This is a genomic window from Fusobacterium mortiferum ATCC 9817 (genome assembly GCF_000158195.2).
GTDB classification, from domain to species: domain Bacteria; phylum Fusobacteriota; class Fusobacteriia; order Fusobacteriales; family Fusobacteriaceae; genus Fusobacterium_A; species Fusobacterium_A mortiferum.
The window spans coordinates 120,343-143,174 of the sequence record NZ_GL987994.1 but is presented as its reverse complement, the minus strand read 5'-3'; the positions used below and the strand labels follow the sequence as shown (position 1 = coordinate 143,174).

Sequence of the window (22,832 nt, the reverse complement as noted above, 5' to 3'; positions counted from 1 at the left end):
CACTCTCACTATTCAGCAAAAACTAGCTTCTCTACATCTTCGTAAGTAGTAGCAAAATGTATCTTCATCTCTTTTGCTATCTCTGCTGGAATTTCATCTTTATCAATTCTATTATCTTCTGGTAATATTACCTCTCTAATACCAGCTCTGTGAGCTCCTATAACCTTTTCCTTTACTCCACCAATAGCTAAAACTTCTCCTGTAATACTTATCTCTCCTGTCATAGCTATATCTTGTCTTATTTTTCTACCAGTAAGTACAGATATTATTGCAGAAGTTATAGTTATACCAGCAGATGGCCCATCTTTTGGTGTAGCCCCTTCTGGGAAGTGTAAGTGTATAGCTTTTTTCTCAAAGAAATCCTCTTGAAGAGGTTTATATTTATCTATATTAGCCTTTACAAAAGTATAAGCTACTTGTGCTGACTCTTTCATAACATTTCCTAGAGAACCTGTTAAAGATATCTCTCCTTTTCCTGGAATAGCCACTCCTTGTACCTCAAGAGTAACTCCTCCTACTGCTGTCCAAGCAAGTCCGTTTACTACTCCAAGTTTTGGTGCTTTCTCTTTTTGTTTCTCTGGTCTAAACTTAGGTTTTCCTAGATATTTTTCAAGAGTATTTGTTTTGATAACTATTTTTTTCTTTTTCTCTTCTACAACTTCTCTAGCTACTTTTCTACATAGAGTTATTATCTCTCTTTTTAAATTTCTAACTCCTGCTTCTCTAGTGTACTCATCTATAATTTTTAAAATTACATTGTCAGATAGAGAAAGTTCAATATCTTTAAGTCCGTTCTCCTCTTTAGCTTGTTTTATTAAATATTTTTTAGCTATATGTAATTTTTCAAACTCTGTGTAAGAAGAGATATTTACTATCTCCATTCTATCTCTTAAAGGAGCAGATATAGTTCTTAAATCATTTGCTGTTGCCACGAAGAATACCTTTGACAAATCAAAAGGCATATCTACATAGTGGTCTTCAAAATGGCTGTTTTGCTCTGGGTCTAATACCTCAAGCATAGCTGAAGCTGGGTCTCCTTTGTAATCATTAGACATCTTATCTATCTCATCAAGTAAGATAACTGGATTTTTAGTTCCTGCTTCTTTCATAGCCTTTATTAGTTTTCCTGGCATAGAACCTATATAAGTTCTTCTATGTCCTCTAATTTCAGCCTCGTCTCTCACTCCTCCAAGTGATACTCTTACAAATTTTCTTCCCATAGCATCAGCTATTGATTTTACAAGAGATGTTTTTCCTATTCCAGGAGGTCCAGCAAGACAAAGGATACTTCCTTTCATATTTGGATTTAATTTCTTAACAGCTAAGAAATCTAAAACTTTGCTCTTAGCATCTTTTAATCCATAGTGGTCTCTTTCTAAAACTTCACTAGCTTTCTTCAAGTCAACTATATCCTTTGTAGTTTTTTCCCAAGGTAACTCTATTACAGTTTCAATATAGTTTCTTGAAACAGTTGCTTCAGCAGAAAAAGGTGGCATCTTAGATAATTTTTTCATCTCACTATCTATTTTTGCTCTTACTTCTTTAGGAAGTTTTGTCTTTTTTATCTTCTCTACAAGCTCAAGCATATCATCATCTTGAGAATAATCTCCAAGCTCTTCTTTCATAGCATTTATCTTCTCTTTGATAAAATAATTTTTTTGAGCTTCGTTCATTTTTGATTTTACTTTATCATCTATTTTTTTCTCTAGTGAAGCTATTTCCATTTCAGTAGTTAAAAGTTCAAGAATTTTTAATCCTCTCTCTGTTACATCTAAAACTTCTAATAACTCTTGCTTCTTATCACTCTTTAAAGGAAGATTTGCTGAAACAACATCTAAAGCATTGTTAACATTTTTTATCCCTTTAAGATTTACTAAAAGCTCTGAAGAAACTCTTCCAGTAAGTCCTACATATTTTTCAAATACTCCTAAAACTTTTCTATATACAGCTTCAGCTTCTTTAGTACTTCCGTTTGTACATTTCAATACTTTATACTCAGCTTTATACATCTCATCTTCTACTTCTGCTGATTCTATCTCTACTCTATCCTCAGCTTCTACTAGAACTTTAATATTATTATTTGGCATCTTTACTATTTGTAAAATATTTGCCACAACACCAATTTTATGTATATCCTTTTCTAAATTTGGTTCCTCTTTAGAAGCATCTATTTGCATTCCTAATACAAGCTTTCCCTTTGTACTAACTGCTGCCTCTAAAGTATTTATACTTTTTAATCTACCTACATAAAGAGGGGTTACTATCCCTGGGAATATAATTAAATCCCTAGTAGGTAAAAAGAATGTTTTACTCATTAGTTGTCCCTCCATCTATTCTTTTTCTATAATAGCTTTACTTGAATCAAGAACAGCTTCCTCTCCTATCACTACTTTGTGAATACTCTCATCAGAAGGTACTTCATACATTAATTCTAACATAGTTTGCTCTATTATAGCTCTAAGTCCTCTAGCACCTATTCTTCTTTCTAAAGCAAGCTTAGCTATTTTTTTCAATGCTTCTGGAGTAAATTCTAACTCTACTCCCTCTATATCAAACAGTTTTTTATATTGTTTTACAATTGCATTTTTTGGCTCTGTTAAAATTTTAATTAAAGCTTCTTCATCTAAATCTTGAAGTGTAGTTATTATAGGTAATCTTCCTACAAGCTCAGGTATAATCCCTTGTCTTACTAAATCCTCTGGTAAAACTTTAGCAAATACCTCTCCTACTCTTTCCTCTTTCTCTTTAGATATCTCTGCTCCAAATCCTATTACTTTTTTATTTGTTCTAGATTTGATAACTTTTTCAAGTCCTTCAAATGCTCCACCTACTATAAATAGGATATTGCTTGTATCTATCTCTATAAGCTCTTGGTTAGGGTGCTTTCTTCCACCTTGAGGAGGAACTTGTGATTTAGTTCCCTCTATTATTTTTAATAAAGCTTGTTGAACTCCTTCACCAGATACATCTCTTGTTATAGAAACATTTTCTGATTTTCTAGCAATTTTATCTATCTCATCTATGTAGATTATTCCCTTCTCTGCTGCCTCAACATCATAATCCGCTGCTTGTAAAAGTCTTACTAGTACATTCTCTACGTCATCTCCTACATAACCAGCTTCAGTTAATGTTGTCGCATCAGCTATTGCAAAAGGAACTTTTAAACTTCTTGCTAAAGTCTGAGCAAGAAGAGTTTTTCCAGACCCAGTAGGCCCTATTAATAAAACATTTGATTTTTGTAATTCTACTGCATTCTCATCTGTTCTCTCTGCATTATCCAAAATTCTTTTATAATGATTATACACAGCAACTGCAAGAATTTTTTTAGTTTCATCTTGCCCTATTACATACTCATCTAATTTTTCTTTTATCTCTTTTGGTGTAAGTAAAGTTTCTTCTGATAATTCAGCAGGTAAAGCAGATTTTATATGCTCCTTTGATAACTCTAATATATCATAGCAACTCTCTATACATCTATCACATATAAGTGCTCCATCTATTCCACTAAATAGTTTTGAAACCTCATTTTCACTACTTCCGCAGAAAGAACATCTAGCTCTTTTACTCATCTCTTTTCTCCTTTCTACTTTTTAAATACTTGGTCAATTAAACCATATTCAACAGCTTCTTGAGCTGACATATAATTATCTCTCTCTGTATCTCTTAAAATCTCTTCAACAGATTTTCCACTTACATTCGCTAAAATTTGAGATAACATCTCTTTCATTCTTAAAATCTCTTTAGCTTGTATCTCTATATCAGTAGCTTGTCCTCTAGCTCCACCTAATGGTTGATGTATCATTATTCTAGAGTGCTCTAAAGCAAATCTTTTTCCCTTTGCTCCAGCTGATAAAAGAAGAGCTCCCATACTAGCAGCTTGTCCTATACATACTGTTTGTACATCTGGTTTGATATAATTCATAGTATCATATATAGCCATTCCTGCAGTTACTACTCCTCCAGGACTATTTATGTACATTATTATATCTTTTTCTGGGTCTTCTGCCTCTAAAAATAAAAGTTGAGCTACTATTGCATTGGCAACATTGTCATCTATCTCTGTACCTAAAAATATTATTCTATCTTTTAATAATCTTGAATATATATCGTAGGCTCTTTCTGACCTACCATTATTTTCTATAACAGTTGGATTATACATATCTACCTCCTTAAATAAATAATTCAAAAATCCCCTTCATACTTTTCAATTATTTATTTAAAAAACACAATATTATTTTAATGGTATAGGAAGCAGAGGTCTGCTTCCTATACTTTATAATTATTATTTTGCATTATTTACTATTACATCAATAGCTTTTTGCATTAAACATTCACCTTGAACTGTCATTTTGAAGTTATCATAGTTTTTGTGCTTGTTTAACTCTTCTTCTAATTTAGCTAAATCCATTCCATACATTTTAGCTATTTCAGTCATTTTTTCTTTTATTTCATCTTCAGAAACTTCTATTCCTTCAGCTTTTGCTATTGCTTCAAGTATTAAATCAGCTTTTACTTTTGCAGCTGCCATTGGAGCTATTTGAGCTTCTAATTTAGCTCTGTTCATTCCAGTCATTTGCATATACATGTCAAATCCTATTCCTTGAGCAGCTAATTGTTGTTCCATTTCAGCTATTCTAGCTCTTACCTCATTAGCTATCATAGATACAGGTACTTCTACAGTACTTGTTGAAGAAACTTTATCTAATAATTTTCCAATGTACTGATTTTTTACTCTATCTTCTTCTCTAGCTTTGATTCTTTCTTCTGTTTTAGCTTTCATATCTTCAACATTTTCGAATCCAAACTCTTTTGCTAACTCATCGTTTAATTCAGGAGTTACTAATTTTTTAATGCTGTTTACTTTTACTTTAAATACAGCAGGTTTTCCAGCTAAATTAGCTGCATGATACTCAGCAGGGAAAGTTACATTTACTTCTCCTTCTTGTCCAGCTTCATATCCTACTAATTGCTCTTCAAAAGTATCTATAAACATTTTAGAACCTAATTTTAAAACGTGAGAATCAGTTTTTCCACCTTCGAAAGCTACACCATCAACAAATCCTTCAAAAGCTAAATCTACTGTATCTCCCATTTGAGCTTTGTATCCAGCTTCTGTTTCTTCTAATTTAGATTTGCTGTTTACCATCATTGTAATTTCAGCATCTAATTTTTCTGGAGTCATTTCAAAAGTTTCTTTTTCAACTTCTAATCCTTTGTACTCTCCTAATGTTACTTCTGGATATACATCTACAGTAAATGTAACATCAAATTCTTCTCCTAAATTAGCTTTTACATTATTGATATAGCTAATAGGCATGATATTTTCTGCTTTAATTACTTCTTCGTAATATTTGTGTAACACTTTATCAGTTACTTCTTCTTTTACAGCATCTTTGAATTGAGCTTCTACTGTACTTACAGGTACATGCCCTTTTCTAAATCCTGGTACTTCTACCTTCTTAGCTAATTCTTTTAAAACCTCATCTTTTACAGGTTTTACTTCTTCAGCAGTAAGACAAATTTTTATCTCAACTGCAGAGTTTGCAACTTTTTTTAATTCGTGTTTCATTTTTCCTCCTTAAATCTATTTAGTAAAAATTTCATAAAAATCATCTTTTATTTTTATATCTTTTATTCTTATTTGAATAATCTCTTCACCTTTGTATATTACTTTTTCTGGATAATACACTATATCAAACTTTTGAATTTTTGCTTCTAATTCATTTATTTTATGTCCCATATCAAAAGCAACCATATGATAATTTTTTCCATTTTTTTTGATTATACCATTAAAGTGTCTTTCATTTACACCAAATTTTTTTATATAATCAAACGATAAATCCTTATCAATAAAAAGAGGATGATTATTATCTAAACCAAATGGTGCTAAACTCTCCATTGCTTTAAATAAATTTTCATCTATCTTTTCAATTGGAAGTTCCATATCTATTTTTAAAATTTTTTCTTCTTGTTCTACTTTTATCTCATCAATATTTTCTTTAAATATTCTTTCTACTTCTTTTAAATTTTCTTGTTTAACTATAAAACCTGAAGCTAAATCATGCCCACCAAAACGAACAAGCTTATCCTTCATAGTATGAAAAATATTAAATACACTAACTCCTTTAACACTTCTACAAGATGCTTTCCCAATATTATCTCTCAAAGCTACTAAAGCTATTGGCATATTATATTTTACACTGAGTCTTGAAGAAACTACACCAATTACTCCAGGATGCCATTTTTTTGAATATAAAAAAGCACATTTTAAGCTTTTCTTATCCATCTTTTTTATTTTATGGTCCGCTTCTTCATATATAGCTTTTTCTAACTCTCTTCTTTTTTTATTAGATTTTTTCATCTCTTCAATGATATTATATATCTCAAATTCATCATTTTTTAAAAAGAAGTCAGCTCCCATTTTAGATACACCAATTCTCCCTAAGGAGTTAATAAGAGGAGAGATGAAATAACTAACATCTGTAGTATTTATCTCTTTATTTTGAAATTTCAAGTATTTTAAAAGATACATAAGTCCTTTTACCTTTGTTTTACTTAAAATTTTCAACCCCTCTTTTATTATTATTCTATTTTCATCTACCATAGGAACTACATCAGCAACTGTACCTATCATCACTATATCCATATATTGATATAGTTTACCCATGTCAGCATTTAATTTTTCATATACACCTTGTGCTACTTTTAAGGCAACTCCTGCTCCAGATAAATATTTAAACTCATATGTATCACTAAGTTTGGGATTTAATAATAGTAACTCTTCATCTTCTTTATCTTTTGTAGATTTATGATGGTCAGTTACTATTACTTCTATTCCTAAACTTTCAGCATATTTTACATCTTCGATGGAATTTACTCCAGTATCCACTGTGATTACTAATTTACAGTTTCTTTTTTTCATGAAATCTATAGCTTTCTTGTCTAAGCCATATCCTTCTTCCATTCTATTAGGGATATAGTAATCTACATCTATTCCTATTTCACTAAATACCTTAACCAAAAAAACTGCTGCAGTGATACCATCAACATCGTAATCTCCATAGATAAAGATTTTTTCATTTTTTTCTTTTTTTGCTAATATTTTATCTACCACACTAGCCATTTTTTCAAATTTAAAAGGATTTCTAAAATCAGAAATCTCAGGGTTTATAAATTCATTGACACTCTTCTCATCTGAAAATCCTCTGTTCAATAATAAGGTAGTTAGTAGTTTGTCTTTATTCCATTGTATAGCCTTGGTATCAATTAGAGACTGAGGTAGTGAACTATATTCCCATTGCATCATATCACTATCCTTTTAAATCATTTAAAAGTTTTGATATTTTTATTGCATGCTCAATAGAATCATCTAGTTTTACTCTTATTTCTGGTATATATCTTATCTCTATTTCTTCAGCTACTCTTTTTCTTAGATACCCTTTTATCTGATTAAGTCCTTCTAATACTGTTTCCTTATCAACAGCTTTTTCTCCATTCATTTGTCCAGACATAATACTAAAATATACGTCTGCAAATTTTAGATCTTCTGTTACTCTTATATTTGTAACAGAAACTAATCCTCTTATTTTAGGGTTTTTTATCTCTTCAAATAGAACTTGAGATATTACTCTACTCATCTCTTTTTCTATTCCTGCTAATCTTTGTCTTTTCATAAAATAATCACTCCTTCATATCTTTTAGATTATTTTAGAGTTCTTTTTACTTCTTGCATTTCAAAAGCTTCTACTATATCTCCTTCTTTGATATCATTGAAGTTCTCAATTCCAAGTCCACACTCTTGTCCTACTACAACTTCTTTGGCATCATCTTTAAATCTCTTAAGTGATGCAAGTTTTCCTTCATACATTACAACACCATTTCTAAGAAGTCTGATATTTGAATCATTTCTAACTTTTCCATCTACAACAATACATCCAGCTACATTTCCAATCTTAGAAACTTTAAACACTTTTTTAATCTCAATTCTTCCTAGATATATCTCTTTATACTCTGGATCTAACATACCAGTTAATGCTTTCTCTATATCTTCAGTAATATGATAAATTATATTAGATGTTCTAATCTCTACTCCATTAACTTCAGCTTCTTTTATAGCTTTAGTTGTAGGTCTTACATTAAATCCTATGATAATTGCATTTGATACTTCTGCTAGCTTTACGTCACTTTCAGTAATTGCTCCAGAAGCAGCTTGAATAATATTTACTGCAACTTCACTTGTAGATAATTTTAATAATGATTCTCTTAATGCATCTACTGAACCTCTAGAATCAGCTCTTAATACAAGATTTAACTCTTTTAAGTTTTCATGATCAAATTGTTCTGATAGAGATTCAAGAGTTATAGTCTTCTTACTTGTTTCAGCTAATTTTCTCTCTTTAGCAACCTCTTCTACAATTCTTTTTGCATGTTGTTCATTTTGGATTACATACATAGTATCTCCAGCTTGAGGTACTTGTGTAAATCCTATTATTTCTGCTGGTTGAGAAAGTTCTACTTTCTCTACTCTTTCACCTTTATCATTTAATAGAGCTCTTACTTTACCATAAGTTTCTCCAGCTACAATAACATCTCCAATTTTTAAAGTTCCTTCTTGAACTAAAATATCTGCTATTGGTCCTACTTTAGGGTCAAGTCTTGATTCTAATACGACCCCTTTAGCTCTTTTCCTAGGATTTGCTTTTAACTCTAATATTTCAGCAGTAATAAGTATTGTATCTAATAAATCATCTAAATGTAATTTTTGCTTAGCAGATACTTCTACAAATTCAGTATCTCCTCCCCATTCTACTGAAACAAGCCCATGCTCCATTAGCTCTTGTTTTACTCTCATTGGGTTAGCTTCTGGTTTATCTATCTTATTTACAGCTACAATTATTGGTACATTTGCTGCTTTAGCATGTGATAATGCTTCTATTGTTTGAGGCATTACACCATCATCCGCAGCTACAACTAATATAGCTATATCAGTTACTTGAGCTCCTCTTGCTCTCATATCTGTAAAGGCTTCGTGTCCTGGAGTATCTACGAAAGTTATTTTCTTACCATTTTTTACTATTTGATAAGCTCCTATTTTTTGAGTAATTCCTCCAGCTTCTCCTTCTACTACATTACTTGCTCTAATAGCATCTAGTAAAGATGTTTTTCCATGGTCAACGTGTCCCATAATTGTTATTACAGGTGGTCTCTCTTGTAAATCTTCTACTCTATCTTCAACTTCAAGAGCAAATTTTTCTCCAAATTCTAATTCTACTTCTTCCTCTTGCTCTACTAAAGCATCATAGTCCATAGCTATCTCTTCTACTGTTTCAATTGATAACGGACTATTTATTGTTAACATTTGTCCTTTTAAGAAAAGTTTTTTAATTATCTCAGAACTAGCTACCCCTAATCTTTCAGCAAAATCGCCAAGAGTAATCTCTCCTCTGATCTTAATTATTTTCATTCCATCTTCTTCTATCGTTTCAGAACCAGCAGCCTCAACAGTTTTCATTACAAAATCTGTTCTTCTACCTTTTTTCTTTTTATTTTTCTTTCCTCTTTCTTCATCATTTCCATCAAATGACTCTTTTTTATTATTTTTCTTATTTTTCTTTGATTTTTTCGAAGCTCTTTCCTCTTCAAAAATTTCGTCTTCTTCTAAAAGTTTTTTATTCAAAGCTACTCCTTTTTCTTCTACACTTTCTTTTGGGGCAGTCATCTCTTCAAAATATTTTCTTACCCTCTCTACATCATCAACACTTAACCCAGACAAATTCTTTAAACTTTCTGCTGTCTCTAATTTTATCTCATCTTTTAGCAAAATTAAAAAATCTTTGCTACTCATTCCATACTCTTTTGCTAACTCATGTACTCTCTTTTTCATTAAGATACCTCCTAAATTTAGGTTAATCTATGAGTCCACGGGCCATCTTCTTACTTTTTACAGCAATTACACTGACTTCTTCTTTTCCAAAGATTTCACCAAGTTGATTTTTATTTCCAAAATACACATATTTTATATCTAATTCTTTTGCTTTTGCTAGAAGTTTTCTCTCATTTTTTTCACTTATATCTTCTGCAAGAACTAAAAAATGCGTATGTTCAATCTCTTCTAAAACCATATTCATTCCAAAAGATAAAGCCTGTGAGTTCTTCATTGCTTTCAAAATATTTAAATAGTCCTTTTCACCTTTATTTAATTGATTTAACATTTTCATTAAATCATCTGTACTCACTTTTATTTTTTTATGTTTTGATAATCTCTTCAGACATTCATGAGATTTACAAACATAGTATCCTCTACTTTGAGCTTTTTGCTTTTCATCAAAGTAATATCTATCTTCCCCTGGTTTTACAAGTCTAAAAAGGTCTTTTTTCTCCTTTTTTTCTCTGCAAATAAGACAAGTTCTTTCATGAACAATAGTACTACTATCCAATCCTATTCTCCTTCTTCTACTCTGTCTGCAGTTTTTATATCCACTCTCATTCCAGTTAATTTTGCTGCAAGTCTTGCATTTTGCCCATTTTTACCTATTGCAAGTGAAAGTTGTGAGTTGTCAACTATTACTCTAGCTGTATTTTCCTCCTCTACTACTTCTACACTTACTACTTTAGCAGGACTTAAAACTGCTGAAACAAATTCTTCAACAGACTCTTTCCAAACTACAATATCAATCTTTTCTCCATTTAACTCGTTAACTATATTTTTTATTCTTAATCCTTTTTGACCAATACATGCTCCTACAGTATCTATATTAGGATCTGCAGAATATACAGCAACTTTAGCTCTAGAACCTGCTTCTCTAGCAACTGCTTTTATTTCTATAAGTCCAGATGTAATCTCTGGAATTTCTAATTCAAATAATTTTCTTAACAATCCTTCATGCTTTCTTGAAATAACAATTTTAGGGAATTTATTAGTTTTTTCTACCTCTGCTAAATAAACTTTTATTCTCTCTCCTACTCTATAAGTGTCTGCTGGAGATTGTTCAACTGGTGGAAGAATAGCTTCAATTCCATCAAACTCTATAAATACATTTTTTCTTTCATCTATTCTTCTAATAATTCCATTTATAATATCATGCTCTTTTACTTTAAATCTATCATAAATATATTCTCTTTCAGCTTCTCTTACTTTTTGAATAACTATTTGTTTCCCATTTTGAATAGCGTTTCTTCTAAACTCTTCGCAGTTTACTTCTATTCTAATAACTTCTCCAATTTTTACTCTCTTTTTGATTTCTAAAGCATCATCGTAAGATATTTCAATAGCAGCATCATATAAATCTTCAGTAGGTACAACAGTTTTTACTTCATAGATTTTTACATCTCCAGTTTCTCTGTCAATTTCTACTTCTACATCCTCCTCTTCTCCATAGTTCTTTTTATAAGCTGCTAATAGAGCTTGCTCAACTGTTGAAAGAAGACTCTCTTTGCTTATACCTTTTTCTTTTTCTAACTCTTCCAAAGCCTCTAAAAATATTTTAGCGTCTTTACTTTTCATTGATTTCCCTCCTGAAACTTTTATTAAATTTCATCAAACTCATAAATAATATTTGCTTTTTTCACTTCTGAAAAAGGAATTTCTACAATATTTTCTTCTTCAATTTCTAAGAAGATTATATTATCTTTACACTCTGTGATTATTCCTTCAAAACTTTTCTTATCATTAATTTTATGTTTCAAACTAACTTTTATTTTTTCACCTTTAAATCTTATGAAATCCTCTATTTTCTTTAATGGTCTCTCTATTCCAGGAGAAGATACCTCTAAGAAAAATCTTTGTTCTATCAGCTTATCTACATCTTCATCGATTTTTCCACTAATAGCAGCACACTCCTCTAAAGTTATTTCTCCATTTAAATTTTCTACATAAATTCTAACATACCAATACCCACCATCTTGCATGTATTCAATATCCACAAGAGATAATCCCATTTCATTGACAACAGGTGTAACTATCTTTTCTATTTTTTCTATTATTTTTTGTTGGTTATCTAGTTTTTCCACTTAAGTTTCACCTCTTTTCTAATTTTTTACTACTAAAGAGGGAGTGGACATAAAAACCCACTCCCTTCTAAAAAACTAGCATACTACTTTATTCAAGTTATTATATCATATCTTTTTAAAAAAATCAATTATTACTCTTAAGAAAATTGACTATTTTAGATTATTTTATTTTTCTTTTTTATAAATTAAATATATTTTTAAAATTAATTTTACTGATGATTTGTAAATGGTGTTTTATTTTTTATTTTTTACAAGTTTAAATACATTCAAACACTTATAATTTCTCAATTAAATATATAAAATTAAATTTTTAAATGTTTAATATTCATTTTTTAAATAAGTATTGATTTTTTATAAAAATGTTGTATATTATTATCAAAGGTTTAAATATCAAACACTATGAGGAGGATATTTTTCATGGAAAAAAACGGAAAAAAAGTTGTAATTGGAGTTATAGGTTCAGATTGTCATGCTGTTGGAAATAAAATTATTCATCATGTTTTAGAGGCAAATGGATTTGATGTAATCAACGTAGGAGTTCTTTCTCCACAAGCCGATTTTATTAATGCTGCTGTTGAAACAAATGCTGATGCAATAATAGTTTCTTCTCTTTATGGACATGGAGAATTAGATTGCCAAGGTATGAGAGATAAATGCAAAGAAGCTGGACTAAATAACATTCTTCTTTATGTAGGTGGAAATATAGTTGTTGGAAAACAAGTATGGGAAGATGTAGAAAAAAGATTTAAAGCTATGGGATTTGATAGAGTTTATAAACCAGGAACTCCTATTGAAGATACAACAGAAGACTTGAAAAAAGATTTAGGAATTGCATAATTTAATTTAAAATAAATAGAGAGAGTGGTAATTATGAAAGCTTATTTAGCAATAGATTTTGGAAGTACATATACTAAATTGACAGCTATTGACTTAGATAATGAAGTTATTTTAGCTACTGCTAAAGATATCACCACTGTTGAAGATGATATAATGATAGGTTTTAACAAAGCTTTCAACAAATTAAAAATCGAAATTAATAAAAAAATTAATTTTGATGAAATTAATTTCGTTAATAAAACCGCTTGTTCATCAGCAGCTGGTGGATTAAAAATGGTCGCTATAGGATTGGTCCCAGAGCTTACAGCTGAAGCTGCTAAAAAAGCTGCTTTAGGAGCAGGAGCAAGAGTTATTAAAACTTATGCTTATGAGCTTAATAGTAGAGAATTAGAAGAAATAAAAAATACAGCTTTAGATATTATTTTATTGGCTGGTGGAACAGATGGTGGAAATAAAGAGTGTATTATTCACAACGCTAAAATGCTAGCTGAATTTAAAGTTAAGATTCCTGTTGTTGTAGCTGGAAATAAAGCTGCTACTGATGAAATAGAAAATATTTTAAAAGAAGCTGAAATAGATTGTTATATTACTGAAAATGTTATGCCTTTTATAAATAAATTAAATGTTGAACCCTCTAGAGAAGAAATTAGAAAAGTTTTTATGAATAAAATAGTAGAAGCAAAAGGTATGAAAAAAGCTGAAGAGTTTATAAAAGGAATTTTAATGCCTACACCAGCAGCAGTTTTAAAAGCTTCTGAAATTTTAGCAACTGGAACTGATGAAGAGGAAGGATTAGGAGATCTAATAGTTGTAGATATTGGAGGGGCTACTACTGACATACATTCTATAGCTAAAGGTGAGCCTACTAAACCATCAATTATGATTAAAGGACTTGAAGAACCATATGCTAAAAGAACTGTTGAAGGAGACTTAGGAATGAGATATTCTGCAATTGCTCTTTTAGAAGCTTCAGGAACTAGAAAAATTAGAAATTATTTACATGATTCTCTAAAACAAATTGATGTAAAAGCTCAATGTCAATTTAGACATGATAATATTAAAATGGTCCCTCAAAGTGAAGAGGAAATAAGATTTGATGAAGCTATGGCAAAAGCTGCTACTGAATTAGCTATGACTAGACATTGTGGTGTTCTAGAGTGTGTATATACTCCTATGGGAACTATGTTTAATCAAAGCGGAAAAGATTTAACTGAAACTCCATATGTTATTGGTACTGGTGGAGTTATTATTCACAGTTTAAATCCTAAAGATATTTTAAAAGCTGGAAATTTCAATGAGGAAGATCCTATCCATTTGAAACCAATAGCTCCAAAATTTTTAGTTGATAAAACTTACATACTATCTTCAATGGGACTTTTAGCTCAAGAATATCCAAATACCGCTATAAGAATAATGAAAAAATATTTAGTAGAAGCTTAACACTATTTTAAGGAATAATTAAGGAGGATTAATATATATGAAACTTAAATTTAAAAAATGGACCGAAGAAGAATTCTTCCAAGTGAGAGAAGAAGTTTTAAAAGGATGGCCTACTGGTAAAGATGTAGACCTTGAAGAAGCTGTTAAATACCATAAATCATTACCTGCATCTAAAAACTTTTCTAAAAAATTGTTAGATGCTAAAAAAGCTGGAATAACTTTAGCACAACCTAGAGCAGGAGTTGCTCTAATTGATGAGCATATTGAGCTTTTAAACTTCTTAGATACTGAAGGAGGAGCTGATTTATTACCAAGTACTATCGACTCTTACACTAGACAAAATAAATACGAAAATTGTGAAAAAGGAATAGAGGAATCTAAAAAAGCTGGAAGATCTCTTCTTAACGGATTTCCTGGTGTAAACCATGGAGTTACAGGATGTAGAAGAGTTGTAGAAGCTACTAATTTACCTTTACAATTAAGACATGGAACTCCAGATGCTAGATTACTTTCTGAAATAATGTTAGCTGCTGGATTTACTTCTGATGAAGGTGGAGGAATCAGCTATAATGTTCCTTATGCTAAATCAGTTTCACTAGAAAAAACTCTCATTGACTGGCAATATGTAGACAGATTAGTAGGATGGTATGAAGAGCATGGAGTATCTATCAACAGAGAACCATTTGGTCCATTAACAGGAACATTAGTACCTCCTTCAATGTCAAACGCTGTTGGAATTCTTGAAGGATTAATGGCTGCTGAACAAGGAGTTAAAAATATAACTTTAGGATATGGACAATGTGGAAACTTAATTCAAGACGTAGCTGCTATAAGAGCTCTTGAATCACAAGCTGAAGAGTATTTTAAAGAGTTTGGTTATAATGATATTCAATTAACTACTGTATTCCATCAATGGATGGGAGGATTCCCAGAAGATGAAGCTAAAGCATTTGGAGTAATATCTAATGGTGCTTCTGCTGCTGCATTAGCTGGTGCTACAAAAGTTATAGTTAAAACTCCTCACGAAGCTATTGGAGTACCTACAAAAGAGGCAAATGCTGCTGGTATAAGAGCTACAAAAATGGTTCTTAACTTGCTTAGAGGACAAAAACTTTCTACTTCTCCAGAATTAGAAAAAGAGATAGAAATAATTAAAGCTGAAACTAAGTGTATTTTAGATAAAGTCTATGAATTAGGAAATGGAGATTGGGCTATTGGTATAGTTAAAGCATTTGAGCAAGGTGTTCTTGATGTTCCATTCGCTCCTTCAATTTATAACGCTGGTAAAATGATGCCTGCTAGAGATAATGTAGGAAAAGTTAGATACTTAGCTTTAGGAAATGTTCCATTAAGTAAAGAATTAGCTGATTACAATATGGCTCAATTAGAAGAAAGAGGAAAATTCGAAGGAAGACCTGTTACTTTCCAAATGACAGTAGATGATATTTTTGCCGTTGGAAAAGGAACTTTAATAGGAAGACCTGAGAAAAAATAGTTTTCATATATTAAATAAATAGTTATTATTTCAATAAAATAACTTTTATATAATTATTGAAATTTTGAAATTTTTGAGTTAAATTTAGTATTATAAATACAAAATAAAACATTTTAAAAAAATTTAGGAGGAATATATTATGAAAATTATAGATGTAGTTTGCTCAGCTGGAAAAACAGGATTTTACTTTGATGACCAAAGAGCTATCAAAGCTGGAGCTGGACATGATGGGATGTTCTACTTAGGAGAAACTGTTACTCCTGGATTTGAAACTATTAGACAATCTGGAGAATCTATATCTGTTCAATTAATACTTGAAGATGGACAAGTTGCTTTTGGAGATTGTGCTGCAGTTCAATACTCTGGTGCAGGTGGAAGAGATCCTCTATTCCTAGCTAAAGATTTTATACCAGTTATCGAAAAAGAGATTGCACCAAAATTAATTGGAAGAGATTTAAATAACTTTAAAACTCTAGCTGAAGAGTTTGATTCTATGCAAGTTGAAGGAAAAAGATTACATACAGCTATCAGATATGGAATCACTCAAGCTTTACTAGATGCAGTTGCTAAAGCTAGAAAAGTAACTATGGCTGAAGTTATTCAAGCAGACTACAACACTGGATTAGAAATCACAAAAAGACCTATATTCACTCAATCTGGTGACGATAGATATATGAATGCTGATAAAATGATAATCAAAGGTGCAGACGTTCTTCCTCATGCTTTAATTAATAACGTTAAAGAAAAATTAGGAGAACATGGAGAAATCTTACTTGACTATGTAAAATGGTTGAGAGATAGAATCTTAGCTAAGAGAGTTAACCCAGAGTACTATCCGATATTCCACATAGATGTATATGGAACTATTGGTGCTGCATTTAACTGTGACACTGTAAAAATGGCTGATTATATAGCTACATTAGTAGAAGCTGCTAAACCATTTAAATTAAGAATTGAAGGTCCTATGGATGTAGAGGATAGAGATAAACAAATCGAAGCTCTTGCAGCTTTAACTGCTGAGGTAGATAGAAGAGGAATTGAAGTTGAGTTAGTTGCTGATGAGTGGTGTAATACTTTAGAAGATATTAAATTATTTGCTGATAAAAAAGCTGGACACGTAGTTCAAATAAAAACTCCTGACTTAGGAGGAGTTAACAACATAGCTGACGCAATTCTTTATTGTAACAAAGTAGGAATTGGATCTTACTGTGGAGGAACTTGTAACGAAACTAACAGATCTGCTGAAGTTACAACTAACATAGGAATGGCTTGTGGGGCTCTTCAAGTTCTCGCTAAACCAGGAATGGGTGTTGACGAAGGATTTATGATTGTATTTAATGAAATGGCAAGAGTAGAAGCTTTAGTAAACAGAAGAAAAAACAAATAGTTTTCTTTTAAAAATATAATAAACTTAAGAAAAAGGTAGTTATATGACTACCTTTTTCCTTTAATTATAATGAGGTGAATTAAATGACATTAAAAAAAGCTGCTAAATGCGGAACTTTAGAATCTAATGACATATTTTTAATGCTTACTCCTTCTGAAGATGGAATAGAAATTGAGTTAGAAAGTACTGTTGAAAAACAATTTGGAGAACATATCAAAGAAGTTATAAAAGCTAAACTTTTAGAATTAGAAATTGATAGTGTTCTTGTACAGGCACAAGATAAAGGAGCTCTTGACTATACTATAAGAGCTAGAATTGAAGCTGCTGTAGCTAGAGGACTATAATCTTATAACTTTAATGAGAGGTGTATTATTGTGAAATTAAGAAGAACTATGCTATTTATGCCTGGAAATAATCCAGGTATGTTACAAACAGCACCTGTATTTGGTTCAGATGCTGTTATATTTGACTTAGAAGATGCTGTTGCTTTAACAGAAAAAGATGCAGCTAGAATTTTAGTAAGTGAAGCTTTAAAAACTATGAAATATGATACAGTAGAAGTAGTAGTTAGAGTAAATCCTTTGTCTACTCCATTTGCTGATAAAGATATTGACATTATAGCTAGGCTTAAACCTGACGCTATTCTACTTCCAAAAGCTTGTCCAGAAGATATAACTGAACTTGATAGAAGATTAAATAAAATAGAAGAAGAAGAAGGATTTGAACATGGAAGTATAAAAATCCATCCACTAGTTGAAACTACTTATGGAGTTGAAAAAGTATATGAAACTATAAAAGCTAGTCCTAGAGTAATTTCTGTTCTACTTGGTGGAGAAGATCTTGCAGTGGATTTAGGAGTTAAAAGAACTAAAAACTCTGATGAATTATTATATTCTAGAACTAAAATTATAAATGCTTGTAAGGCTTGCAAAGTTGATGCTATAGATACTCCATTTACAGACACAAACGATTATGAAGGACTTATGGCTGATACATTAAAAGCTAAGATGCTTGGATTTACAGGAAAATTAAGTATTAATCCTAGACAAATAGATACTATCCACAAAGGATATGCACCTTCTGAGGCTGAAATTACTCATGCTCAAAGAGTTATGGCTGCAAAAGAAGAAGCTGCTAAACAAGGACTTGGAGTTTTCTCATTAGATGGTAAAATGGTTGACCTTCCTATTATCAACAGAGCTATTCATACTTTAGATATGGCTAAATTAATGGGACTTATTGATTAATTATTGAGGTGAGGTGTTTTTAAATGAAAAATATTTTAGGAAGAGAGGTTCCTGATTTTATAGAAGGATATGGAAAAGTAACTCATTACAATGGGTATCTTGCTAATACAACAGGAGTGGTTAAGAAAAATTGTAATTTTAAAACTATAACCCCTGAAGATAATAAATTATATACTGATTTATCAATATTGATGGATAAGCTTCCACTTAAAGATGGTATGACTGTTTCTTTTCATCACCACTTAAGAAATGGAGACTATGTTTTAAATTTAATAATGGCTGAAATTGCTAAAAGAGGATATAAAGATATCACATTAGTTGCAAGTTCTATTTTCCCTTGTCATAAACCTGTAGTAGAATATATGGAAAAAGGAATAGTTACTCAAATATATGCTGGATATATGTCTGGACCTGTAGCTCAAGCTATATCTGAAGGTAAATTACAAAAACCTGCAGTTATGCACACTCATGGTGGAAGAGCTAGAATAATGGAAACAGGAGAAGTTGAAGTAGATATTGCTTTTGTTGCAGCTCCAACTTCTGATGAATATGGAAATATTAATGGAGTAGATGGAAAATCAGCTTGTGGAGCTTTAGGATATGCTCATTCTGATGTAGAAAATGCTAAATTAGTAGTAGCTATTACTGATAATTTAGTTCCATTTCCAAATCCTACTATAGAAATCAATCAAACTTTAATTGACTATGTTTTAGTAATAGATGCTATTGGAGATCCTAAAGGAATAGTTTCTGGAACTACTCAAATAACTAAAAATCCTATTGGTTTAAAAGTTGCAGACTTAACTGCTAAATTTATAGAGCAATCTGGATATTTAAAAGATGGTATGAGTTTTCAAACAGGAGCTGGAGGAATATCTCTTGCAGTTGCTGCTGAAGTTAAAAACTTAATGAAATCTAAAAATATTGTAGGTAGTTTTGCTGCTGGAGGAATTACTGGATATATAGTTGATATGTATAAAGAGGGATTATTTAAAGCATTATTTGATGTTCAATGTTTTGATCTAAATGCTATTAAATCAGCTAAAGAAAATCCTAATCATATAAAAATGTCTGCTTCTATGTATGCTAATGCTAATAATAAAGGTTCTGTTGTAAATAAACTTGATATAGTTATTCTCGGTGCTACTGAAATGGATACTAATTTCAATGTAAATGTTACTACTGGTTCTGATGGTATTATCATGGGGGGATCTGGAGGACACAGTGATACAGCTGCTGGTTCTAAACTTTGTATTATTGTTTCTCAACTAGTTAATGCTAGAATATCTGTTGTAAAAGATAGAATTACTACTGTAACTACTCCAGGAGAAACAGTTGATGTACTTGTTACTGAAAGAGGTATCGCTATCAATCCATTAAGAAAAGATTTAATTGAAAAATTTAAAAACTCTAATTTACCAATTAAAACTATTGAAGAGTTAAAAGAAATAGCAGAATCAATGACTGGCAAAGAAAAGCCTATAGAATTTGAAGATAGAATTGTCGCTATTGTTCAATATAGAGATGGATCAGTTGTAGATGTAGTAAGACAAATCAAGAAATAATTTTTCATTATTTTTAATTTTTTTTCATTATTTTGTTGTTTTTGATTGACAAATTTTTTAAAAATAGTTAAAATACTCCTTGTGTTATAATTATATAAATTAAGGAGAAAAAAATGAGTCAAAATAATCATGTTAAAATTGAAGTAGCAGATCCTTCAGCACTTGGACTTTTAGGACTTGCTATTGTTACTTTCGTAGCTTCAGCTAATAAATTTGGAATTGTAAGTGGAGTATCACTTGTTATTCCTTGGGCAATATTTTTAGGAGCTTTTGTACAACTTATAGCCTGTTTAAACGATATAAAACATGGGAATGTATTTGGTACTACTGCCTTTGGTGGATATGCTTTCTTTTGGTTTGGAATGGCTATGGGTTGGATGATACAACTTGGAGTATTTGGTGAAACAATGAAAGCTGCTGCTGACCCAAAAGCTTTTGGATTCGTATTTTTAGGTTATTTAATTTTTACACTATATATGACAATAGGGTCTATTGAAACTAACAAGACATTACTTATTATTTTTATCTTAATAGATTTCTTATTTATAGGATTAGCACTTTCATCTTTTGGAATAGCTTATCATTACACTCATATGTTAGCTGCTATATCAGAATTATTAATTGCTCTTATGTCATTTTATGGTTCTGCTGCAAATGTATTGAATAAAACTTTTGGAAGAGAATTTTTACCACTTGGAAAACCATTAGGAATATTTAGAAATAGTGAAAGAAATAATATACAATTAGATAAATCTCCTATCTCAGTAGAGATATTTAATAAATAATTATTGACTTTTTTAGTATTTAATGATATAATATTTTGTAAATTTAAAATGTAGACCATCAAGAGAGATTGAGGGACTGGCCCTATGACATCTCAGCAACCTGCTTTTACAAGTGTGGTGCTAACTCCTGATAGATGGATGAGAAACTTGGACTTGACTTATGAGCCCTTCATCTATCTAGGTGAAGGGATTTTTTATTAATATTTTTGTTTAATTTTTAGGAGGAAAATAAAAAATGAAAAATTTAACTTATTTTACATCTGAATTCGTATCACCTGGACACCCTGATAAAGTATCTGACCAAATATCTGATGCTGTATTAGATGCTTGTCTTGCTGATGACCCTAGTTCAAGAGTAGCTTGTGAAGTTTTCTGTACTACTGGACAAGTTATTGTTGGTGGGGAGATTACTACTTCTACTTATATTGATATCCAAGATATAGTTAGAAAAAAGATAGATGAAATTGGATATAGAGAAGGAATGGGATTTGACTCTAACTGTGGTGTTTTAAACGCCATACATGCTCAATCACCTGATATCGCTATGGGAGTAGATGTTGGTGGAGCTGGAGACCAAGGAATAATGTTTGGTGGAGCTGTAAAAGAAACTCCAGAACTTATGCCACTTGCTTTAGTTTTAGCTAGAGAAATTCTTGTAAGATTAACTAAAATGACTAGAAGTAAAGAATTAGCATGGGCTAGACCTGATGCTAAGGCTCAAGTAACTTTAGCTTATGATGAAAATGGAAAGATTGACCACGTTGATACAATAGTACTATCTGTACAACACAATCCTGATGTAACTCAAGAGCAAATAAAAGCTGATGTTAAAGAGAAAGTAATAAGACCTGTACTTGAAGCATATAATTTAAATCCAGCTGATGTTAAAAAATATCATATCAATCCAACTGGAAGATTCGTTATAGGAGGACCACACGGAGATACAGGACTTACTGGAAGAAAAATCATAGTAGATACTTATGGTGGATACTTCAGACATGGTGGAGGAGCATTCTCAGGAAAAGACCCTTCAAAAGTTGACAGATCAGCAGCTTATGCAGCAAGATGGGTAGCTAAAAACATAGTAGCAGCAGATTTAGCAGATAAATGTGAAGTACAATTATCTTATGCAATAGGAGTAGTAGAACCTACATCAGTAAAAGTAGATACATTTGGAACAGGAAAAGTAAGTGAGATAGAGCTTGCTGAAGCTGTTAAAAAAGTATTTGATTTAACACCAAGAGGAATAGAAAAATCATTAGAATTAAGAAGTGGAAAATTCAAATATCAAGACTTAGCAGCATTTGGACATATTGGAAGAACTGACTTAGATATTCCTTGGGAAAAAACAAATAAAGTTGAAGAATTAAAAGCTATATTAAATAAATAGTAAAATTTGAAGAAGTTATGAGATTATATACTATAATTTTATAACTTCTTTTTTTATTTATTAAAATTAAAAATATTTTTTCAAAAAAATATTGACTTTTTTTTAAAAAAGGTGTATTCTTAACACATAGATTTAATTGTTATGGAGGCAGATTATGAAGTTTCACATTTTTGGTTTAACTGCACAATTTAATAATAACAATAATAATATGTCGAGGTTTGGACTTTAAGTAGTATATTTTCTGCTTGTGGTACAAATCTTTTTCGAGTTTAACTGATTTGTACCCGACCTTGTTTAATAAGCCATTCGGGTACAACCGAATGGCTTTTTTAATTAATAAATAACTGTTAAGACTAACTATTAAATGTCAAATCAAAAATAAAAAAATTTAATTTAAATTTGTTAATTTAGAAATTTACATCACAAAATGAAGGTTTAGTTAGAACCTTTTGACAGTATTAAAATTTATGAACAATTAGATTACTGTACTGTATCTTTCATTTGTTTTTTCTAAGTGAAAAATAACTCTAACTAATTTTTTACTACATGAGATATTGCTACATAATAATGTTTGCCTTCTACTCGTTTCTTTTTCAAATATTGAGAAAATGTTGGTTCCCAATAGCTTACATAGATGGCTGCATTAAACAAAGCAAACCTTAGGTATTTTGAGCCTT

19 protein-coding genes and 1 riboswitch are annotated in these 22,832 nt (G+C 30.8%); of the genes, 9 read left to right on the top strand and 10 right to left on the bottom strand.

Going from position 1 to position 22,832, the window contains the following annotated elements:
- Positions 1–8: 8 nt before the first annotated feature.
- The 10 genes from lon to FMAG_RS10305 form a co-directional block, all read right to left on the bottom strand.
- Complete coding sequence (gene lon, locus FMAG_RS10350; RefSeq protein ID WP_005886474.1) at positions 9–2,315, bottom strand: endopeptidase La; 2,307 nt, start codon at positions 2,313–2,315, stop codon at positions 9–11.
- A gap of 15 nt (positions 2,316–2,330) precedes the next feature.
- Complete coding sequence (gene clpX, locus FMAG_RS10345) at positions 2,331–3,569, bottom strand: ATP-dependent Clp protease ATP-binding subunit ClpX (RefSeq protein ID WP_005886473.1); 1,239 nt, start codon at positions 3,567–3,569, stop codon at positions 2,331–2,333.
- Between the two features lie 14 nt (positions 3,570–3,583).
- Positions 3,584–4,159, bottom strand: coding sequence for an ATP-dependent Clp endopeptidase proteolytic subunit ClpP (gene clpP, locus FMAG_RS10340; protein ID WP_005886472.1), 576 nt, complete (start codon positions 4,157–4,159; stop codon positions 3,584–3,586).
- 123 nt (positions 4,160–4,282) lie between these two features.
- A complete protein-coding gene (gene tig, locus FMAG_RS10335) occupies positions 4,283–5,569 on the bottom strand; it encodes a trigger factor (RefSeq protein ID WP_005886470.1) in 1,287 nt (428 codons plus the stop codon).
- A 15-nt stretch (positions 5,570–5,584) separates the two neighbouring features.
- On the bottom strand, positions 5,585–7,306 hold the full coding sequence (recJ, locus tag FMAG_RS10330) for a single-stranded-DNA-specific exonuclease RecJ (RefSeq protein ID WP_005886469.1): 1,722 nt from the start codon (positions 7,304–7,306) through the stop codon (positions 5,585–5,587).
- 4 nt (positions 7,307–7,310) lie between these two features.
- A complete protein-coding gene (gene rbfA / locus FMAG_RS10325) occupies positions 7,311–7,673 on the bottom strand; it encodes a 30S ribosome-binding factor RbfA (protein ID WP_005886468.1) in 363 nt (120 codons plus the stop codon).
- Positions 7,674–7,702: 29 nt separating this feature from the next.
- Positions 7,703–9,883: a translation initiation factor IF-2 gene (gene infB, locus FMAG_RS10320; protein WP_005886467.1), complete on the bottom strand. Its 2,181-nt coding sequence runs from the start codon at positions 9,881–9,883 to the stop codon at positions 7,703–7,705.
- Positions 9,884–9,905: 22 nt separating this feature from the next.
- Entirely contained in the window at positions 9,906–10,436 is a 531-nt protein-coding gene (locus tag FMAG_RS10315; protein ID WP_005886465.1) for a DUF448 domain-containing protein, read from the bottom strand.
- A 2-nt stretch (positions 10,437–10,438) separates the two neighbouring features.
- On the bottom strand, positions 10,439–11,503 hold the full coding sequence (gene nusA / locus FMAG_RS10310; RefSeq protein ID WP_005886464.1) for a transcription termination factor NusA: 1,065 nt from the start codon (positions 11,501–11,503) through the stop codon (positions 10,439–10,441).
- Positions 11,504–11,526: 23 nt separating this feature from the next.
- Complete coding sequence (locus FMAG_RS10305) at positions 11,527–12,009, bottom strand: ribosome maturation factor RimP (RefSeq protein WP_005886462.1); 483 nt, start codon at positions 12,007–12,009, stop codon at positions 11,527–11,529.
- Between the two features lie 417 nt (positions 12,010–12,426).
- On the opposite strand from FMAG_RS10305, the gene glmS reads away from it, so the two are divergent.
- The 9 genes from glmS (at position 12,427) to metK (ending at position 22,155) form a co-directional block, all read left to right on the top strand.
- Positions 12,427–12,846 carry a methylaspartate mutase subunit S gene (gene glmS / locus FMAG_RS10300; protein ID WP_005886460.1) on the top strand — a complete coding sequence of 140 codons (420 nt, stop codon included), beginning with the start codon at positions 12,427–12,429 and terminating at the stop codon, positions 12,844–12,846.
- A gap of 33 nt (positions 12,847–12,879) precedes the next feature.
- Positions 12,880–14,286, top strand: coding sequence for a methylaspartate mutase accessory protein GlmL (glmL, locus tag FMAG_RS10295; protein ID WP_005886457.1), 1,407 nt, complete (start codon positions 12,880–12,882; stop codon positions 14,284–14,286).
- 37 nt (positions 14,287–14,323) lie between these two features.
- Positions 14,324–15,781: a methylaspartate mutase subunit E gene (locus FMAG_RS10290; RefSeq protein ID WP_005886455.1), complete on the top strand. Its 1,458-nt coding sequence runs from the start codon at positions 14,324–14,326 to the stop codon at positions 15,779–15,781.
- Between the two features lie 139 nt (positions 15,782–15,920).
- On the top strand, positions 15,921–17,168 hold the full coding sequence (locus tag FMAG_RS10285) for a methylaspartate ammonia-lyase (RefSeq protein WP_005886453.1): 1,248 nt from the start codon (positions 15,921–15,923) through the stop codon (positions 17,166–17,168).
- 83 nt (positions 17,169–17,251) lie between these two features.
- Positions 17,252–17,512, top strand: a complete 261-nt coding sequence (citD, locus tag FMAG_RS10280; RefSeq protein ID WP_005886452.1) for a citrate lyase acyl carrier protein — start codon at positions 17,252–17,254, stop codon at positions 17,510–17,512.
- Between the two features lie 30 nt (positions 17,513–17,542).
- Positions 17,543–18,415, top strand: coding sequence for an HpcH/HpaI aldolase/citrate lyase family protein (locus tag FMAG_RS10275; protein ID WP_005886451.1), 873 nt, complete (start codon positions 17,543–17,545; stop codon positions 18,413–18,415).
- A gap of 23 nt (positions 18,416–18,438) precedes the next feature.
- Positions 18,439–19,980 (top strand): citrate lyase subunit alpha, encoded by a 1,542-nt coding sequence (gene citF / locus FMAG_RS10270; RefSeq protein WP_005886450.1) that lies wholly within the window; start codon positions 18,439–18,441, stop codon positions 19,978–19,980.
- A 113-nt stretch (positions 19,981–20,093) separates the two neighbouring features.
- Positions 20,094–20,765 carry an acetate uptake transporter gene (locus FMAG_RS10265; protein ID WP_005886449.1) on the top strand — a complete coding sequence of 224 codons (672 nt, stop codon included), beginning with the start codon at positions 20,094–20,096 and terminating at the stop codon, positions 20,763–20,765.
- A 52-nt stretch (positions 20,766–20,817) separates the two neighbouring features.
- A riboswitch (SAM riboswitch) is annotated at positions 20,818–20,906 on the top strand.
- Between the two features lie 94 nt (positions 20,907–21,000).
- The gene (gene metK, locus FMAG_RS10260; RefSeq protein ID WP_005886448.1) at positions 21,001–22,155 is read left to right on the top strand and encodes a methionine adenosyltransferase; all 1,155 of its coding nucleotides are present in this window, start codon (positions 21,001–21,003) and stop codon (positions 22,153–22,155) included.
- Positions 22,156–22,832 lie beyond the last annotated feature (677 nt).

Bases quoted from the DNA above. Each gene is read 5' to 3' on its own strand.
- lon (WP_005886474.1), bottom strand. From the start codon at position 2,315: ATGAGTAAAACATTCTTTTTACCTACTAGGGATTTAATTATATTCCCA.
- clpX (WP_005886473.1), bottom strand. From the start codon at position 3,569: ATGAGTAAAAGAGCTAGATGTTCTTTCTGCGGAAGTAGTGAAAATGAG.
- clpP (WP_005886472.1), bottom strand. From the start codon at position 4,159: ATGTATAATCCAACTGTTATAGAAAATAATGGTAGGTCAGAAAGAGCC.
- tig (WP_005886470.1), bottom strand. From the start codon at position 5,569: ATGAAACACGAATTAAAAAAAGTTGCAAACTCTGCAGTTGAGATAAAA.
- recJ (WP_005886469.1), bottom strand. From the start codon at position 7,306: ATGATGCAATGGGAATATAGTTCACTACCTCAGTCTCTAATTGATACC.
- rbfA (WP_005886468.1), bottom strand. From the start codon at position 7,673: ATGAAAAGACAAAGATTAGCAGGAATAGAAAAAGAGATGAGTAGAGTA.
- infB (WP_005886467.1), bottom strand. From the start codon at position 9,883: ATGAAAAAGAGAGTACATGAGTTAGCAAAAGAGTATGGAATGAGTAGC.
- nusA (WP_005886464.1), bottom strand. From the start codon at position 11,503: ATGAAAAGTAAAGACGCTAAAATATTTTTAGAGGCTTTGGAAGAGTTA.
- glmS (WP_005886460.1), top strand. From the start codon at position 12,427: ATGGAAAAAAACGGAAAAAAAGTTGTAATTGGAGTTATAGGTTCAGAT.
- glmL (WP_005886457.1), top strand. From the start codon at position 12,880: ATGAAAGCTTATTTAGCAATAGATTTTGGAAGTACATATACTAAATTG.
- FMAG_RS10290 (WP_005886455.1), top strand. From the start codon at position 14,324: ATGAAACTTAAATTTAAAAAATGGACCGAAGAAGAATTCTTCCAAGTG.
- FMAG_RS10285 (WP_005886453.1), top strand. From the start codon at position 15,921: ATGAAAATTATAGATGTAGTTTGCTCAGCTGGAAAAACAGGATTTTAC.
- citD (WP_005886452.1), top strand. From the start codon at position 17,252: ATGACATTAAAAAAAGCTGCTAAATGCGGAACTTTAGAATCTAATGAC.
- citF (WP_005886450.1), top strand. From the start codon at position 18,439: ATGAAAAATATTTTAGGAAGAGAGGTTCCTGATTTTATAGAAGGATAT.
- FMAG_RS10265 (WP_005886449.1), top strand. From the start codon at position 20,094: ATGAGTCAAAATAATCATGTTAAAATTGAAGTAGCAGATCCTTCAGCA.
- metK (WP_005886448.1), top strand. From the start codon at position 21,001: ATGAAAAATTTAACTTATTTTACATCTGAATTCGTATCACCTGGACAC.